Raw genomic sequence first — 18221 nt, 5'->3', positions numbered from 1 at the left:
AACGACATCGTTAAACCAGCAGATAAGACAGCAGTTAAAGATCCAGCTAACTTAACTCCAGAAGAGAAGAAAGCGATCGAAGATAAAGTTAAAGCTGTAAACCCAGGTGCAACAGTAGTTGTAGATGATAAAGGAAATGCGACAGTCACAACCCCAGAAGGTAAGACAGCCGTAATTCCAGCAGCAGACTTGACGAAAGATCCAGAAACTGCAACTAAACCAAATGCAGGTAACGACATCGTTAAACCAGCAGATAAGACAGCAGTTAAAGATCCAGCTAACTTAACTCCAGAAGAGAAGAAAGCGATCGAAGATAAAGTTAAAGCTGTAAACCCAGGTGCAACAGTAGTTGTAGATGATAAAGGAAATGCGACAGTTACAACTCCAGAAGGTAAGACAGCCGTAATTCCAGCAACAGACTTGACTAAGTCACCAGCAGACGCAGCTAAAGCAAATGCAGGAAATACAGTAAACACACCAGCAGCTAAGGTAGAAGTTAAAGATCCAGCCAAATTAACAGATGAAGAAAAAGCTAAAGTTAAGGAAGCAATTGAGGCAGTAAACCCAGGATCTAAAGTTGTAGTAGACGATAAAGGAAACGCAACAGTCACAACCCCAGAAGGTGATGTAGTAGTAATTCCAACAACAGACTTAACTAAATCACCAGCAGACGCAGGTAAAGCAAATGCAGGAAATGCAGTAAACACACCAGCAGCTAAGGTAGAAGTTAAAGATCCAGCCAAATTAACAGATGAAGAAAAAGCTAAAGTTAAGAAAGCAGTAGAGGATGTAAACCCAGGATCTAAAGTTGTAGTAGACGATAAAGGAAACACAACAGTCACAACCTCAGAAGGTAAGACAGCAACCATTCCAGCAGCAGATGTAACTAAGTCAGCAGCAGATGCAGGTAAAGCAAATGCAGGAAATGCAGTAAACACACCAGCAGCTAAGGTAGAAGTTAAAGATCCAGCTAACTTAACAGACGCTGAGAAGAAAGCAATCGAAGACAAAGTTAAAGCTGTAAATCCAGGATCTAAAGTTGTAGTAGACGATAAAGGAAACGTAACAGTTACAACTCCAGAAGGTAAAACAGCAACCATTCCAGCAGCAGATGTAACTAAGTCAGCAGCAGACGCAGGTAAAGCAAATGCAGGAAATGGAGCAAACACACCAGCAACTAAGACAGTAGTAAAAGATCCAGCTAAGTTAACAGATGAAGAAAAAGCAAAAGTTAAGAAAGCAGTAGAGGATGTAAACCCAGGATCAACTGTAGTAGTAAATGATAAAGGTGATGTAATCGTTACTAAAGGTGATGGAACAGTATTAGTAATCCCAGAACTTGACTTAGTAATTCCAGAAGATAAATTAACTGATCCAACTCAACAAAATGGTGTGAACACACCAGCAACTAGAGTGTTAGTTGGAGATAAAGCTAAATTAACAGCTGATGAAATTGAAAAAGTTAAAGAATCAATTAAAGCAGTCAACCCAGGATCAACTGTAGTAGTAGACGATAAAGGAAACGCAACAGTTACAACCCCAGAAGGTAAGACAGCAACAATTCCAGCAGCTCAATTAGTTAAAGATGCTAAAGATGTTGCAGCTAAGAACAATGGTGAAAACATCAATGTTGACTTCGAAAAAGAAACAGTAGCAGACTTCAATAACTTAACGGATGCAGAAAAAGAAGCTGCAAAAGCTAAGATTAAAGGAGCAAATGCTGATGTAGTAGAAGTTATCTTCGACAAAGCAGGAAATGCAACTGTAATTACTAAAGATGGTAAAGTTTACACAATCGTAGCTAAAGATATCTTCAAACAACGTCCATATGTACCATCAAATGGTGGCGGCAATAACAGTGGTAACGGTAACGGAACTTCTGGCAATAACGGAGCAACTAACACTGATGCAAAAGTGGATAAAGCGAAGTTAGAAGGTGCTATTCGTCAATTAGATGAATTAATCGTTAAAGAATCAGCTAAGCTTGATGCAGAAACTGCAAAAGAAGCGAATGCATTATTAGCAGATGCTAAGAAAGTATTTGCCAATGCAGACGCAAGTCAAGCAGAAGTGGATGCAATGGTTAAACGTATCGAAGGCTTTATGGCGAAAGTTGCTTCATCAACTGATCATGCAACTCCAGCTAACGACCAAGCTGCTCAAACACCAGCTGTAGATACAGCTACTACTCAAGCAGCATCAGCACAAGCAAATGCGCGTAAAGTAGCTAAAGAATTGCCAAATACAGGTACAGCAGATTCTACTGTAGCTATGGTAGCAGCTGCAGCAAGTGCATTACTTGGTCTTGGTCTTGCAGGTCGTCGTCGTAAAGAAGACGAAGAAGCTTAATTGGTAGATTGTTTGATAAACATCAGATGATAAATCCGATTTTCAAAGCTTAAACAAGTACCTCTCACAAGAAAATCTCCTAGCAGGAAAGCCTGCTAGGAGATTTTTGCATTTTAGGAAGTGGACGGTTGACTTGGTAACCAGCTAAGGGTGAAGGTTAGTTGCTCAGCTTTTAAGAGGTCTTGGTGTTGAATACTAGTTATAGAGGTATTATCTAGTCTACATTCTTTTACAAAGTTAAAATGGCTGTGGTTTTGTTTAGTATGGATATCCAGCCATTTATCTTCTTTAGCCAGATAGATTCGGAGGTGGTCAAAGAGAGGGATTCCGAGGTCATAGCTTGGTTTTCCTGGACAGGTCGGATAAAAACCGAGAGCTGACCAGATGTACCAGGCCGAGAGACTGCCGTTATCCTCATCGCCAGGATAGGCTTCCCAACTTGGATGAAAAGCTTTTTGACGGAGAGTCTTGATGAGAAGGGCAGTGTAGTCAGGGTAATTGCTGTAGCGGAAGAGATAAGGAATGTGGAAACTCGGCTGGTTGGAAATGGCGAGTTGCCCAAAAGGAGCAGTAGCCATCTCGCTCATTTCGTGAATCTCGTAGCCATAGCCTGTTGTCTCAAAGAGAGGAGCCTCCTGACAGGCTTTTAAAAGATAGTTGCTAAAGGCTTCTTTTCCACCCATAAGTTGGATCAAACCTGGGATGTCGTGGAGGACACCTAGGGTTGCTTGAATGGCTGAACATTCGGCATAATCACGTCCCCAACTATAAGGAGAGAAGTCAGGGCGGAAGTTGCCTTGACCATCACGCGCTCGCATGTAACCTGTCTCAGCATCAAATAGATGGCGGTAATTTTGTGACGCAGTTCTATAAGTTTCCGCGATGTCATTCTGACCGAGTTTTTCGGCACAGCTGGCGATACAAAAGTCACTATAGGCGTAGTCTAGGGTATGGCTAACACTTTCGTGGTGGTCGGTAGAGAGGTAGCCCAGTTCTTGGTATTGGGCTAGTCCGTGGCGACCATTGATGCCGAGAGGGTCGGACTTGGTGGCTGTTTCAAGCATGGCTTGGAGGAGTTCTTCTTCTAGGTCGGTGGCCATGTCCTTGCAGGCGCTATCTGCGATAATGCCGTCTAAAAGGGTACCTGGCATCATACCCCGTTCATCTGGAGCCAACCATTTTGGAAGGAATCCAGTATCACGATAGATATTGAGAAAGCCTTCTAAAAAGCGGTGATAGTGCTCCGGTATGATAAGGGCAAAGAGGGGGAATGTGGTGCGGAAGGTATCCCAGAAACCATTGTTGCTGAAGAGGACACCAGGCTTGACAGTTCCAGTAGCCAGATCCTTGTGGATGGCGTGCCCTGATTCGTCAACCTCATAAAAAGTCTGAGGAAAGAGGAAGAGTCTGTAGAGGCAGTGGTCAAAGAAGGTTCGGTCAGCCTCTCCTGTCTCTATAATATCAAAACGATGGAGGAGATTTTCCCAATCTTTTTGTGCACTTGCTTTGCAGTTATCGAAGTCTTGTTGAGGTAGATTAAGCAGTGCTTGAGAAGGAGAGATGAAAGAAGTCGCTAGCTGAATTTCAGCATGACTATCTGACAGGTCGATTCGCCAGTCTCCACCTTCTTGGCTAATAGCAAGAATATCCGTATTCATTTGCAGGACTGTGAACATCGTTAGTGGATTTTTGTTGGTTTCAGTTTTTCCCTCTTGTCGCAGGGCAAGAGTTCGCTTATCTACTTGATCCATGGTCAGTTCCTCTGCTGCGTGAAGATAGAGGGAGAGGGCTTTGCCTTGCTTTTGCTCCAAACGAATAGAAGCACCGTAGCAAGTCGGTGTGAGCTGGGTTTCAATCTGATAGCGCAGGGAGAAAATCTTCAGATAATGAGGTTGGAAAGAGGCCTTATCCATATCATAGGAAGACTGACGATGGAAGAGACTGTCTCCACCCAGTTGGCCTGTGACAGGTGTCAGAAGGATCCAAGAGTAGTCCCCAATCCAAGGACTGGGCTGGTGGGTTAATCGAATCCCCTGAAAGATAGGCAGATGTGGATCAAAAAACCAAGATCCATCCTGGTCACTGGTCTGGGGCACAAAGTAATTCATCCCGAAAGGGACGCCCGTATAAGGCAGAGTATTTCCCCGAGAAAAGGCATGCTTGCTGGCGGTCCCCAAGCGAGTATCGATGGTTTCAAGTAGTGGTTTCATAGTCTTTCCTTTAGCTGTTTTTCTACATTATATCAGAAAAAGAGGGTCTTTAGAAAAGGAGTTTTAAAGATAACTATTTTGTAGAAAAATGACTATCATTTGTGTATGTATTTTCTGCCTTAAAAGCTATATACTGAAAATGAAACTTGTTTGAAAGAGGATACTGCACGATGATTTATTCAAAAGAAATTGTTAGAGAATGGCTGGATGAAGTAGCAGAACGTGCTAAGGACCATCCAGAGTGGGTGGATGTCTTTGAGCGTTGCTATACAGACACCTTGGACAATACGGTTGAAATCCTAGAAGATGGTTCAACTTTTGTCTTGACTGGGGATATTCCTGCTATGTGGCTTCGGGATTCGACAGCCCAACTCAGACCCTACCTTCATGTGGCTAAAAGAGATGACCTCCTGCGTCAGACCATTGCTGGTTTGGTCAAACGTCAGATGACCTTGGTACTCAAGGATCCTTATGCCAACTCATTTAACATTGAGGAAAACTGGAAGGGGCACCACGAGACTGACCATACAGACCTTAATGGATGGATTTGGGAACGCAAGTACGAAGTGGACTCTCTTTGCTATCCTTTGCAGTTGGCTTATCTCCTTTGGAAAGAGACTGGCGAGACTAGTCAGTTTGATGAAACTTTTGTTGCAGCGACTAAGAAGATTCTCCATCTTTGGACGGTAGAACAGGACCACAAGAACTCTCCTTATCGTTTTGTTCGTGATACCGATCGTAAGGAAGACACTTTGGTAAATGATGGCTTTGGACCTGATTTTGCAGTGACAGGTATGACTTGGTCAGCTTTTCGTCCGAGCGATGACTGCTGTCAGTATAGTTACTTGATTCCGTCCAATATGTTTGCAGTAGTAGTCTTGGGTTACGTGCAAGAAATCTTTGCAAAATTAGACCTAGCTGATAGCGAGAGTATTATTGCTGATGCTAAGCGTCTCCAGTCTGAAATCCAAGAAGGAATCGAAAACTACGCTTACACCACCAATAGTAAGGGTGAAAAGATTTACGCCTTTGAAGTGGATGGCTTGGGAAATGCTAGCATCATGGATGATCCAAACGTACCAAGTTTACTGGCTGCGCCGTATCTGGGCTATTGCGACATTGAAGACGAAGTGTATCAAGCAACTCGTCGCACTATTTTGAGCCCAGAAAATCCCTACTTCTACCAAGGAGAATATGCTAGTGGTCTCGGAAGTTCTCATACCTTCTATCGCTATATCTGGCCAATTGCTCTTTCTATCCAAGGCTTGACAACAAGAGATAAGGCAGAGAAGAAATTCTTGCTGGATCAGCTGGTTGCTTGCGATGGTGGGACAGGTGTCATGCATGAAAGCTTCCACGTGGACGACCCAACTCTCTACTCTCGTGAATGGTTCTCCTGGGCCAACATGATGTTCTGTGAGTTAGTCTTGGATTACCTGGATATCCGCTAATACTCTTCGAAAATCAAATTCAAACCACGTCAGCTTCGCCTTGCCGTACTCAAGTACAGCCTGCGGCTAGCTTCCTAGTTTGCTCTTTGATTTTCATTGAGTATAAGGAGCTCGCTTTAGTTTCACCGATTCGTGTCAGAATCACACCTTTACATTTAAAACGTTAAAATTTAAATTTAGAATGAGGTTTTACTTCATGGAAAATGTTGTTGTACATATTATCTCACATAGTCACTGGGATCGTGAGTGGTACTTGCCTTTTGAAAGCCACCGTATGCAGTTGGTGGAATTATTTGACAATCTCTTTGATCTCTTTGAAAATGATCCTGAATTCAAGAGCTTCCACTTGGATGGTCAAACCATTGTCCTTGATGACTACTTGGAGATTCGCCCTGAAAATCGCGACAAAGTTCAACGCTACATTGACGAAGGAAAATTGAAAATTGGTCCCTTTTACATTCTGCAGGATGATTACTTGATTTCAAGTGAAGCCAATGTCCGCAATACCTTGATTGGCCAAGCAGAAGCTGCAAAATGGGGCAAATCAACCCAGATTGGTTACTTCCCAGATACCTTTGGAAATATGGGGCAAGCGCCTCAAATCCTTCAAAAATCAGGCATTCACGTAGCAGCCTTTGGTCGTGGTGTGAAGCCGATTGGATTTGACAACCAAGTCCTCGAAGATGAGCAGTTTACTTCTCAGTTTTCAGAAATGTACTGGCAGGGTGCGGATGGTAGTCGTGTCCTCGGTATCCTCTTTGCCAACTGGTACAGTAACGGGAATGAAATTCCAGTTGATAAAGATGAGGCCTTGACCTTCTGGAAACAAAAATTGTCAGATGTGCGTGCCTACGCTTCGACTAACCAATGGTTGATGATGAACGGCTGTGACCACCAGCCTGTACAGAAAAATCTGAGCGAAGCCATTCGTGTGGCAAATGAACTCTTCCCAGATGTAACCTTTGTTCATAGTTCCTTTGATGAATATGTTCAAGCTGTGGAAGGTGCCCTTCCTGAACACTTATCAACGGTTACAGGTGAGTTGACCAGTCAGGAAACAGACGGCTGGTACACACTTGCCAATACTTCTTCATCACGTATTTATCTCAAACAAGCCTTCCAGGAAAATAGTAATCTGCTAGAACAAGTGGTAGAACCCTTGACCGTCATTACTGGTGGACATAACCACAAGGACCAGTTGACCTATGCTTGGAAAACACTTTTGCAGAATGCGCCGCATGATAGTATCTGTGGCTGTAGCGTGGACGAAGTTCACCGTGAGATGGAGACACGTTTTGCCAAGGTCAACCAAGTCGGAAACTTTGTTAAGAGCAACTTGCTCAATGAGTGGAAGGGTAAAATTGCTACGGCTAAGGCTCAAAGTGATCACCTCTTTACGGTTATTAACACAGGCTTGCATGATAAGGTCGATACGGTTAGTACAGTAATTGATGTGGTGACTTGTGATTTCAAGGAATTGCACCCAACAGAAGGTTACAAGAAGATGGCTGCTCTTACCTTGCCAAGCTACCGTGTGGAGGACTTGGATGGTCGTCCTTTAGAGGCTAAAATCGAAGACCTCGGAGCTAATTTTGAGTACGATTTACCAAAAGATAAGTTCCGCCAAGCTCGTATCGCTCGCCAAGTGCGCGTGACCATTCCAGTTCACCTAGCGCCACTTTCTTGGACAACCTTCCAATTGCTGGAAGGAGAACAAGAACACCGCGACGGTATTTACCAAAACGGAGTGATTGATACGCCATTTGTAACGGTGAGTATGGATGACAACATTACAGTCTATGACAAGACAACTCACGAAGCTTACGAAGACTTTATCCGCTTCGAAGACCGTGGGGACATCGGAAACGAGTATATCTATTTCCAACCAAAAGGCACAGAGCCAATCTATGCAGAGCTTAAGGGTTACGAGGTCTTGGAAAACACAGCTCGCTACGCTAAGATTTTGCTCAAACATGAATTGACTGTGCCTATCAGTGCCGATAAAAAGCTAGAAGAAGAGCAAAAAGGCATTATCGAGTTTATGAAGCGTGAGGCTGGACGGTCAGAAGAATTGACAAGCATTCCTCTTGAAACTGAGTTGACTGTCTTTGTTGACAATCCACAAATCCGCTTCAAGACTCGCTTTACTAACACTGCTAAAGACCACCGTATCCGTCTCTTGGTCAAGACTCATAACACGCGTCCAAGCAATGATTCCGAAAGCATCTATGAAGTGGTGACACGACCAAACAAACCAGCGGCTTCATGGGAAAATCCTGAAAATCCTCAACACCAACAAGCCTTTGTCAGTCTGTATGACGATGAAAAAGGTGTGACTGTATCCAACAAGGGATTGAATGAATACGAAATCCTTAGAGACGACACCATTGCCGTGACTATTTTGCGTGCATCAGGTGAATTGGGTGACTGGGGCTACTTCCCAACACCAGAAGCTCAGTGCTTGCGTGAGTTTGAAGTCGAATTTGCGATTGAATGCCACCAAGCCCAAGAACGCTTTTCAGCCTATCGTCGTGCTAAAGCCTTGCAGACACCATTTACTAGCCTTCAGCTTGCTAAACAAGAAGGAAGCGTGGCTGCGACTGGTAGCCTCTTGAGCCATTCTGTTCTCAGCATACCGCAAATCTGTCCAACAGCCTTTAAGGTATCTGAAAATGAAGAAGGCTATGTTCTTCGTTACTACAATATGTGTAGTGAAAATGTACGTGTACCGGAAAGTCAACATCTCTTCCTTGACCTACTTGAACGACCATACCCAGTTCATAGAGGCCTCATTTCACCACAAGAGATTCGTACAGAATTCATCAAAAAAGAAGAAATTTAATTTCAAAAAGTAAACATAAAGAGAAAGGAGGGGCGAAAAGGTAAGAACTAACTGCTGATTCGCCCCTTTTTATGGTAAAAACAATGACTATTGCAACGATTGATATCGGAGGGACTGGGATTAAGTTTGCCAGTCTGACTCCTGATGGGAAAATACTGAATAAGACAAGCATTCCAACGCCTGAAAGTTTGGAGGATTTACTAGCTTGGTTAGATCAGTGCTTGTCAGAGCAGGATTACAGTGGGATTGCTATGAGCGTTCCAGGCGCGGTCAATCAAGAGACAGGTGTGATTGATGGCTTCAGTGCGGTGCCCTACATCCACGGATTTTCTTGGTATGAGGCGCTTAGCTCTTATCAGATTCCTGTCCATCTGGAAAATGATGCCAACTGCGTTGGACTCAGTGAATTACTGGCTCATCCAGAACTTGAAAATGCAGCCTGTGTCGTGATTGGGACAGGGATTGGCGGAGCCATGATTATCAATGGCAGACTTCACCGAGGTCGCCACGGCCTGGGTGGAGAATTTGGCTACATGACCACCCTTGCCCCTGCTGAAAAGCTCAACAACTGGTCGCAACTAGCGTCAACTGGAAATATGGTGCGATACGTGATTGAAAAATCTGGTCAGACTGATTGGGACGGTCGCAAGATTTACCAAGAGGCCGCAGCAGGAAATGACCTTTGCCAAGAAGCCATTGAGCGCATGAACCGTAATCTGGCGCAAGGCTTGCTCAATATTCAGTATCTCATCGATCCAGATGTCATTAGTCTGGGAGGCTCTATCAGTCAGAATCCCGACTTTATCCAAGGTGTTCAAAAAGCTGTCGATGAATTTGTCGAAACCTACGAAGAATACACGGTCGCACCAGTTATCCAAGCCTGCACCTATCATGCAGATGCCAATCTCTACGGTGCCCTTGTCAACTGGTTACAGGAGGAAAATCAATGGTAATTTTTACAGGACTTAGTTCCAAACAAACTCAGGCAATCGACTTGCTAACAAAGCATATTTCTTTACCAGATGTGGAAGTATCTGTCGCCCAGTCTGACCAAGCCTCTATCTCTATCAAGGGTGAGGGTGGTCACTATCAATTGACCTACCGCAAACCTTACCAACTCTACCGTGCCTTGTCCCTGTTGGCAACATTCCTAGCAGAAGGTGACAAGGTAGAGATTGAGGAACAAGCAGCTTATGAAGATTTAGCCTATATGGCAGACTGTTCTCGAAATGCGGTGCTGAATGTGGCTTCTGCCAAGCAGGTGATTGAGGTCTTGGCTCTCATGGGCTACTCAACCTTTGAGCTCTACATGGAAGATACCTACCAGATTGAAGGGCAGCCTTACTTTGGCTATTTCCGTGGAGCTTATTCGGCTGAGGAGTTGCAGGAAATCGAAGCCTATGCCCAGCAGTTTGACATGACCTTTGTGCCTTGCATCCAGACCTTGGCCCACTTGTCAGCCTTTGTCAAATGGGGTGTCAAAGAAGTGCAGGAGCTCCGTGATGTAGAGGATATTCTCCTCATTGGCGAAGAAAAGGTTTATAACCTGATTGATGGCATGTTTGCTACTCTATCTAAACTACAAACTCGCAAGGTCAATATTGGGATGGACGAAGCCCACCTGGTTGGTTTGGGACGCTACTTGATTCTGAACGGTGTTGTGGATCGTAGTCTCCTCATGTGCCAACACTTGGAGCGCGTGCTGGATATTGCTGACAAATATGGTTTCCACTGCCAGATGTGGAGCGATATGTTCTTTAAACTTATGTCAGCAGATGGGCAGTACGACCGCGATGTGGAAATCCCAGAGGAAACGCGTGTCTACCTAGACCGTCTCAAAGACCGTGTGACATTGGTTTACTGGGACTATTATCAGGATAGCGAGGAAAAATACAATCGCAACTTCCGCAATCATCATAAGATTAGTCATGACCTTGCCTTTGCAGGTGGTGCTTGGAAGTGGATTGGTTTCACACCCAACAACCATTTCAGCCGTCTAGTAGCTATTGAGGCTAATAAAGCCTGCCGTGCCAATGAGATAAAAGAAGTCATTGTAACGGGTTGGGGGGACAATGGTGGGGAAACTGCCCAATTCTCTGTCCTACCAAGTTTGCAAATCTGGGCAGAACTCAGCTATCGCAATGACCTAGACCGTTTGTCTGCTCATTTCCAGACCAATACAGGTTTATCAGTTGAGGATTTCATGCAGATTGACCTAGCCAACCTCTTGCCAGATCTACCAGGCAATCTCAGTGGGATCAATCCTAACCGCTATGTCTTTTATCAGGATGTTCTCTGTCCGATCCTTGACCGACACATGAAACCTGAACAGGACAAACCGCACTTCGCTCAGGCTGCTGAGACCCTTGCTAACATTAAAGAAAAAGCTGGAAACTATGCCTATCTTTTTGAAACTCAGGCCCAGTTGAACCATATTTTAAGTAGCAAAGTCGATGTGGGACGACGCATTCGTCAGGCTTACCAAACGGATGATAAAGAAAGTCTGCAAGAAATCGCAAGACAAGAATTACCAGAACTCAGAAGCCAAATCGAACACTTCCATGCTCTCTTTAGCCACCAATGGCTGAAAGAAAACAAGGTCTTTGGCTTGGATACAGTTGACATCCGTATGGGCGGACTCTTGCAACGCATCAAGCGAGCAGAAAGTCGTATTGAGGCTTATCTGGCAGGTCAGCTTGACCGTATTGACGAGTTAGAAGTGGAAATCCTGCCATTTACTGACTTCTACGCAGATAAGGATTTCGCAGCTACAACAGCCAACCAGTGGCATACCATCGCGACAGCCTCAACGATTTACACGACTTAGAACAAGAATACTGTGGCTTATGCAGAGTGTTTCTCGTGAAACATCCCTTTCTTCAAAAGTACTCCACATAAAATAATTTGTGGAGTTTTTTCTATAATTAGTAGTTTAACCTAACCTTCAAATAGGAGTATACTAATAATGTAATCGTTATCAAAAGTCTAAAAAGGAATTTTTAGATGGGTATCAAAATAAAAAAGGGAGGAAATTATGAATAAGTTTTCAAAAACCTTGAGAGATAACTGGATCTTTCTCTTGATGGTTTTGCCAGGGGCACTCTGGTTGATTCTATTCTTCTACATTCCAGTATTTGGGAACGTGGTTGCCTTCAAAGACTACCACATGACTAGTAATGGTTTCATAGATAGTATCATGAATAGTAAATGGGTCGGACTCGATAATTTCAGATTCTTATTTAGTTCAAAAGACGCCTTTATTATTACACGAAATACTGTCCTCTACAATCTCGGCTTTATCTTTATTGGTTTAATTGTATCTGTAGGGATTGCCATTATTCTCAGTGAACTCCGTTCTAAGAGAATGGTTAAGATCTTCCAAACTTCCATGTTGTTCCCTTACTTCTTGTCTTGGGTTATCATCAGTTTCTTTACAGATGCCTTCCTAAACATTGATAAAGGGGTGTTCAACCATTTCCTAGAGTCTATCGGAATGAAGGAAATCAATTTCTACGCTGACTTAGGTATCTGGCCATATCTCCTACTTTTCCTAGGTATTTGGAAAGGTTTTGGATATAGCAGTGTCATGTACTATGCAACAATCATGGGAATTGATCCAACCTACTATGAAGCAGCAACGGTGGACGGTGCTAGCAAATGGCAACGAATTCGCAATGTAACCATTCCACAGTTAACACCGTTGGTAACCGTATTGACTATCCTGGCAGTAGGAAATATCTTCCGTGCAGACTTCGGTCTCTTCTACCAAATCCCCCATAATGCTGGTCAGCTTTATAACGTAACCAACGTCTTGGACGTATATGTTTATAATGGTTTGACCCAGACAGCGGATATCGGGATGGCTTCAGCGGCAGGTCTCTACCAATCAGTAGTCGGTTTGCTTTTGGTTATCCTATCAAACTTACTTGCAAGACGAGTTGATCCAAACTCAGCCTTGTTCTAGAAAGGAGGAGAATATGGCAGAAAAGAAAATTAAAAAAGAAAAAATTGATAATGTCGGCATTCACTCCTTCAGTAAGAAAGCAGATATCTTCTTCAGTACCATTTCTGGTTTGATCGCCCTCTCTTGTATCCTACCCTTCGTATTCGTTATCGTTATTTCGGTGACAGATGAAAAGAGTATCCTTCAAAATGGATATAGCTTCTTCCCGTCACAATTTGGATTAGACGGATTTGAGTTCTTGGCACAGTTTAAGGATAAAATCTTACAAGCCCTCTTCATCTCAGTCTTTGTAACCGTAGTTGGGACATTGACAAATGTCTTTATCACAACAACTTATGCTTATGCCATTTCACGGACAACCTTTAAGTACCGCAGATTCTTTACAATCTTCGTTCTACTTAGTATGTTGTTTAACGCTGGTTTGGTACCAGGTTATATCGTGGTCACTCGTTTGCTTCAACTTGGTGATACAGTTTGGGCCTTGATTGTTCCAATGCTTCTCTCACCATTTAACATCATCTTGATGCGTTCCTTCTTTAAGAAGACCATTCCAGAAGCTATTCTAGAATCTGCTCGTATCGATGGTGCCAGTGAAGCACGGATCTTCTTCCAAATCTGTTTGCCATTGTCACTACCAGGTATCGCAACCATCACGCTCTTGACAGCACTTGGTTTCTGGAATGACTGGTTCAACGCCCTTCTTTACATTAAGAGTGACAACTTGTATCCATTACAATATTTGCTCATGCAAATCCAACAAAATATGGACTACATCGCCAAAGCAGTCGGCCTATCTGGTCAACTGGGAGTTGCTCTACCGAAGGAAACAGGACGTATGGCCATGGTTGTGGTCGCAACCCTTCCAATCGCAATTTTGTATCCTTTCTTCCAACGCTACTTTGTAAAAGGTTTGACTATCGGTGGTGTGAAAGAATAGTACTTGTTGAGAAAAAATATTTCTCATTTCCCAACTTCCCTTGTGTGAAGTTAAGATCATTACATTGTTTATAAGTTTAAAAATAAAAAAAGGAGTTTTTATCATGAAAAACTGGAAAAAATATGCTTTTGCATCTGCTAGCGTAGTCGCTTTGGCTGCTGGTCTCGCTGCTTGTGGAAACCTTTCAGGTAACAACAAGAAAGCTGCTGATTCTGCTTCAGGTGAAAAACCTGTTATCAAAATGTACCAAATCGGTGACAAACCAGATAACTTGGATGAATTGCTAGAAAATGCCAACAAAATCATTGGAGAAAAAGTTGGTGCTAAATTGGATATCCAATATCTTGGATGGGGTGACTATGATAAGAAAATGTCAGTTATCACATCATCTGGTGAAAACTACGATATCGCCTTTGCATCTAACTATGTTGTAAATGCTCAAAAAGGTGCTTATGCTGATTTGACTGACTTGTACAAGAAAGAAGGGGCAGAGCTTTACAAAGCACTTGACCCAGCTTACATCAAAGGTAACAGCATCAACGGTAAAATTTACGCAGTTCCAGTTGCAGCCAACGTTGCCTCATCTCAAAACTTCGCCTTCAACGGAACTCTTCTTGCTAAATACGGTATCGATATTTCAGGTGTCACTTCATACGAAACACTTGAACCAGTCTTGAAACAAATCAAAGAGAAAGCTCCAGATGTAGTGCCATTTGCGGTTACTAAGAACTTCATCCCATCTGATAACTTTGACTACCCAGTTCCAAATGGACTTCCATTCGTTATCGACCTTGAAGGAGACACTACTAAGATTGTAAACCGTTACGAAGTGCCTCGTTTCAAAGAACACTTGAAGACTCTTCACAAATTCTATGAAGCTGGATACATTCCAAAAGACGTTGCAACAAGCGATACTTCATTTGACCTTCAACAAGATACTTGGTTCGTTCGTGAAGAAACAGTAGGACCAGCTGACTACGGTAACAGCTTGCTTTCACGTGTTGCTAACAAAGATATCCAAATCAAACCAATTACTAACTTCATCAAGAAAAACCAAACAACACAAGTTGCTAACTTTGTCATCTCAAACAATTCTAAGAACAAAGAAAAATCAATGGAAGTGTTGAACCTCTTGAACACTAACCCAGAACTCTTGAATGGTCTTGTTTATGGTCCAGAAGGCAAGAACTGGGAAAAAATTGCAGGTAAAGAAAACCGTGTTAAAGTCCTTGATGGCTACAAAGGAAACACTCACATGGGTGGATGGAATACTGGTAACAACTGGATTCTTTACATCAACGAAAACGTTACAGACCAACAAATTGCAGATTCTAAGAAACAATTGGCTGAAGCTAAAGAATCTCCAGCGCTTGGATTCATCTTTAACACTGACAATGTGAAATCTGAAATCTCAGCTATCTCTAACACAATGCAACAATTCGATACAGCTATCAACACTGGTACTGTAGACCCAGACAAAGCGATTCCAGAATTGATGGAAAAATTGAAATCTGAAGGTGCCTACGAAAAAGTATTGAACGAAATGCAAAAACAATACGACGAATTCTTGAAAAACAAAAAATCATAAGATCAATTGATTTCGTGTATTCATTCCTAAACATGTTGACACCGCCTCCTCAGGTATTACTAAAGGAGGTGGTGTTTTTGTACTAATGAACAAAGCTATAAGGATAAAATATGAATATAGATTAATTAAATTAATACCTCTATTAGTTTAATTAAGTAGATTTTTAGAATAAAGTAGCTTATAATAAGAGTACAATGAAAGCGCTTAACATTGTGAAAATTCATCTTGTTCTGATTTAAGAGATCTATAGATATAAATTTTTAAGCAGTCGTATATAGATGTATATCATTTACACAGTTCTATATACTTAAAAATTGATACAATGATCAATTTAAACGAGGTAGGTGAAAAATGATAAAAGTTGTTCTTTATTCTTTTTAGGAACAAGAAATTTTACATGAGGTTATTCAAATGAAAAAAACACCCAATCGATGGTTAATTTTGGCAGCAGCCATTTTAACGAATCTATCTCTAGGTGCAGGTTACGCCTGGTCAGTCTTTCAAAAGGCGCTGCTAGAAACCAATGCTAGTCAAGGATGGGTTCAAGCTCAAACTTCTTTGGCCTTTAGTATTTCTTTTGCAATGGTACCTGTTGGTATGATTATTTTCGGTCCTAAGGTTGATTCAGCAGGACCTAAGAAATTTGTATTCCTAGGTGGTATTCTCTTCGGTGCTGGTATGTTTGCTACTGGATTTGCTACTTCTCTTCCAGTCCTTTACCTCACTTACGGGGTTGTCCTAGGACTTGGTATTGGTTCAGCTTATGGAGCATCTACTTCAGTTGCCACTAAGTGGTTCCCAGATAAAAAAGGTTTAGCTGGTGGTTTGACAGCAGCAGGTTTCGGGTTAGGCCCGCTCATTATCGGTCCAGTTGCCAAAGCTTTGATTGCTTCTATGGGGGTTTACTCAACATTCAAAGTATTGGGTATCATTCTTCTAATTGTTATTTGCACTTCTTCATTGGTAATGGAGAAAGCTCCTGCAGCAGCGCCGGCATCTGGAGCATCTCAACCAGAAGGTAAAACTTACAAAGAAATGCTTCGTGATGGAAATTACTGGCTTCTATGGTTGATTTACGTTCTTGGTGCTACTGGTGGAATGATGATTATCGGTACTGCAGCATCAATTTCTGACCAGTATAAACTTGTAGGAGAAGCTACACTCTTCGTTATGCTGGTATCTATCGCTAATACATTTGGTCGTATCTTCTGGGGTACGGTATCTGATAAGATTGGTCGCTATCCTACTGTTATTGCCATGTTTGGAGCGGTTGCTACTGGTTTGTTGCTCACAGCTTTATTCAAAGGTCCTGGAAGCATCTTGGCCATCCTTGGAATTATGATGGTTGCCTTGTCATTTGGAGGCTTTCTAGGTTCATTCCCAGGAATTACTGCTGAAAACTGGGGAGTTACATACGTAGGGACAAACTATGGATGGATGTTTACTGCTTATGGCGTAGCTGCTATTGCTGGTCCTCAGTTAGGAGCACGTCTTGCACAGGCAAACCAAGGAGATTATACAATGGCCTTCTTTATCGTTATCGGCATGGCTATCCTTGGTATTCTACTCCAACTGTTCTATATGGCTAAAGTTAAAAAAGTTTAAAAATGAATCCTTGGAAAATCCAAGGATTTTTTAAAATATAATTGATACTAAGTGTAGTGTACAAGAAATTTTTTTCTAAATTGAAATATAGCAATTTCCAGTCAAATAAATTGCATTCGTTTTCTTAAGCAGGTATACTAGTATGGATAAATAAAAAAATTTAGAAAATTTAAGAATAGAAAAGAGAACAAATCTTATGGCAAAAGATATTCGTGTCTTACTTTACTACCTTTATACTCCAATTGAAAATGCAGAGCAATTTGCTGCAGACCACTTGGCTTTCTGTAAATCAATCGGTCTTAAAGGCCGTATCCTAGTCGCTGACGAGGGAATTAACGGGACAGTTTCAGGTGACTATGAAACAACTCAAAAATACATGGACTACGTGCACAGCCTCCCAGGTATGGAAGACCTCTGGTTCAAGATTGACGAAGAAAATGAACAAGCCTTCAAGAAGATGTTTGTTCGCTACAAGAAAGAAATTGTCCACCTTGGTTTGGAAGACAACGACTTTGACAACGACATCAACCCACTTGAAACAACAGGTGCTTACTTGTCTCCAAAAGAGTTCAAAGAAGCTCTTCTTGACGAAGATACAGTCGTTCTTGACACACGTAACGATTATGAGTATGACCTCGGACATTTCCGTGGGGCTATCCGCCCAGATATCCGCAACTTCCGTGAGTTGCCACAGTGGGTTCGTGATAACAAAGAAAAATTCATGGACAAGCGCGTCGTGGTTTACTGTACAGGTGGTGTTCGCTGTGAGAAATTCTCAGGCTGGATGGTCCGTGAAGGCTACAAGGATGTTGGCCAATTGCACGGAGGAATCGCAACTTACGGTAAAGACCCAGAAGTCCAAGGTGAGCTTTGGGATGGGAAAATGTACGTCTTTGACGAGCGTATTGCAGTAGATGTTAACCATGTCAACCCAACCATCGTAGGGAAAGACTGGTTTGATGGAACACCATGTGAACGTTATGTCAACTGTGGAAATCCATTCTGTAACCGTCGTATCTTGACATCAGAAGAAAATGAAGACAAGTACCTTCGTGGATGCTCACACGAGTGCCGTGTTCACCCGCGTAACCGCTATGTTTTAGAAAATGAATTGACACAAGCAGAAGTTGTCGAGCGCCTAGCCGCTATTGGTGAAATCTTGGATCAAGCAGTTACTGTATAATATCAAACAGTCCTCAGGGGCTGTTTTTCTATGCTTTTTACTCAAAAATCTAAAGTTTGTTTCTGTATCTTTCAGAAAAATAGGGTATACTA

11 protein-coding genes are annotated in these 18221 nt (G+C 42.4%); 10 read left to right on the top strand and 1 reads right to left on the bottom strand.

All coding sequences use genetic code 11. The features are described from left to right. A partial coding sequence (locus FJR77_RS10240) for an LPXTG cell wall anchor domain-containing protein (RefSeq protein WP_235888711.1) occupies window positions 1-2349 on the top strand: 2349 nt, incomplete at its 5' end. A gap of 113 nt (window positions 2350-2462) precedes the next feature. On the opposite strand, the gene FJR77_RS01100 is transcribed toward FJR77_RS10240, so the two are convergent. Further along, window positions 2463-4559 (bottom strand): GH92 family glycosyl hydrolase, encoded by a 2097-nt coding sequence (locus tag FJR77_RS01100; RefSeq protein ID WP_140832812.1) that lies wholly within the window; start codon window positions 4557-4559, stop codon window positions 2463-2465. 170 nt (window positions 4560-4729) lie between these two features. Here FJR77_RS01100 and FJR77_RS01095 point away from each other — a divergent pair, with 170 nt between their 5' ends. The 9 genes from FJR77_RS01095 to trhO all read left to right on the top strand — a co-directional run bounded on the left by FJR77_RS01095 (window position 4730) and on the right by trhO (window position 18129). After that, window positions 4730-6010: a glycoside hydrolase family 125 protein gene (locus FJR77_RS01095; RefSeq protein WP_140832814.1), complete on the top strand. Its 1281-nt coding sequence runs from the start codon at window positions 4730-4732 to the stop codon at window positions 6008-6010. Window positions 6011-6206: 196 nt separating this feature from the next. Then, on the top strand, window positions 6207-8852 hold the full coding sequence (locus FJR77_RS01085; RefSeq protein ID WP_140832816.1) for an alpha-mannosidase: 2646 nt from the start codon (window positions 6207-6209) through the stop codon (window positions 8850-8852). 83 nt (window positions 8853-8935) lie between these two features. Then, window positions 8936-9805, top strand: a complete 870-nt coding sequence (locus FJR77_RS01080; RefSeq protein ID WP_181146578.1) for an ROK family protein — start codon at window positions 8936-8938, stop codon at window positions 9803-9805. Next, window positions 9799-11679, top strand: coding sequence for a beta-N-acetylhexosaminidase (locus FJR77_RS01075; protein ID WP_140832820.1), 1881 nt, complete (start codon window positions 9799-9801; stop codon window positions 11677-11679). The genes FJR77_RS01080 and FJR77_RS01075 overlap by 7 nt, the downstream gene beginning before the upstream one ends. A gap of 207 nt (window positions 11680-11886) precedes the next feature. Next, on the top strand, window positions 11887-12816 hold the full coding sequence (locus FJR77_RS01070) for an ABC transporter permease (protein ID WP_001032151.1): 930 nt from the start codon (window positions 11887-11889) through the stop codon (window positions 12814-12816). A gap of 13 nt (window positions 12817-12829) precedes the next feature. After that, window positions 12830-13753: a carbohydrate ABC transporter permease gene (locus FJR77_RS01065; RefSeq protein WP_140832823.1), complete on the top strand. Its 924-nt coding sequence runs from the start codon at window positions 12830-12832 to the stop codon at window positions 13751-13753. 103 nt (window positions 13754-13856) lie between these two features. Continuing rightward, window positions 13857-15341 (top strand): ABC transporter substrate-binding protein, encoded by a 1485-nt coding sequence (locus FJR77_RS01060; protein ID WP_140832825.1) that lies wholly within the window; start codon window positions 13857-13859, stop codon window positions 15339-15341. A gap of 411 nt (window positions 15342-15752) precedes the next feature. Continuing rightward, window positions 15753-16946: an L-lactate MFS transporter gene (locus tag FJR77_RS01055; RefSeq protein ID WP_140832827.1), complete on the top strand. Its 1194-nt coding sequence runs from the start codon at window positions 15753-15755 to the stop codon at window positions 16944-16946. Between the two features lie 196 nt (window positions 16947-17142). Next, window positions 17143-18129: an oxygen-dependent tRNA uridine(34) hydroxylase TrhO gene (gene trhO, locus FJR77_RS01050; protein ID WP_140832829.1), complete on the top strand. Its 987-nt coding sequence runs from the start codon at window positions 17143-17145 to the stop codon at window positions 18127-18129. The last annotated feature ends 92 nt before the right edge of the window (window positions 18130-18221 follow it).

Origin of the sequence: Streptococcus shenyangsis (assembly GCF_006385785.1) — a bacterium.
Taxonomy (GTDB): Bacteria; Bacillota; Bacilli; order Lactobacillales; family Streptococcaceae; genus Streptococcus; species Streptococcus shenyangsis.
This window is presented reverse-complemented; position numbering and strand designations above follow the sequence as displayed.

What these genes read in the sequence shown, in the direction of transcription:
- FJR77_RS01100 (WP_140832812.1), bottom strand. Translation starts at nt 4,559, where the DNA reads ATGAAACCACTACTTGAAACCATCGATACTCGCTTGGGGACCGCCAGC.
- FJR77_RS01095 (WP_140832814.1), top strand. Translation starts at nt 4,730, where the DNA reads ATGATTTATTCAAAAGAAATTGTTAGAGAATGGCTGGATGAAGTAGCA.
- FJR77_RS01085 (WP_140832816.1), top strand. Translation starts at nt 6,207, where the DNA reads ATGGAAAATGTTGTTGTACATATTATCTCACATAGTCACTGGGATCGT.
- FJR77_RS01080 (WP_181146578.1), top strand. Translation starts at nt 8,936, where the DNA reads ATGACTATTGCAACGATTGATATCGGAGGGACTGGGATTAAGTTTGCC.
- FJR77_RS01075 (WP_140832820.1), top strand. Translation starts at nt 9,799, where the DNA reads ATGGTAATTTTTACAGGACTTAGTTCCAAACAAACTCAGGCAATCGAC.
- FJR77_RS01070 (WP_001032151.1), top strand. Translation starts at nt 11,887, where the DNA reads ATGAATAAGTTTTCAAAAACCTTGAGAGATAACTGGATCTTTCTCTTG.
- FJR77_RS01065 (WP_140832823.1), top strand. Translation starts at nt 12,830, where the DNA reads ATGGCAGAAAAGAAAATTAAAAAAGAAAAAATTGATAATGTCGGCATT.
- FJR77_RS01060 (WP_140832825.1), top strand. Translation starts at nt 13,857, where the DNA reads ATGAAAAACTGGAAAAAATATGCTTTTGCATCTGCTAGCGTAGTCGCT.
- FJR77_RS01055 (WP_140832827.1), top strand. Translation starts at nt 15,753, where the DNA reads ATGAAAAAAACACCCAATCGATGGTTAATTTTGGCAGCAGCCATTTTA.
- trhO (WP_140832829.1), top strand. Translation starts at nt 17,143, where the DNA reads ATGGCAAAAGATATTCGTGTCTTACTTTACTACCTTTATACTCCAATT.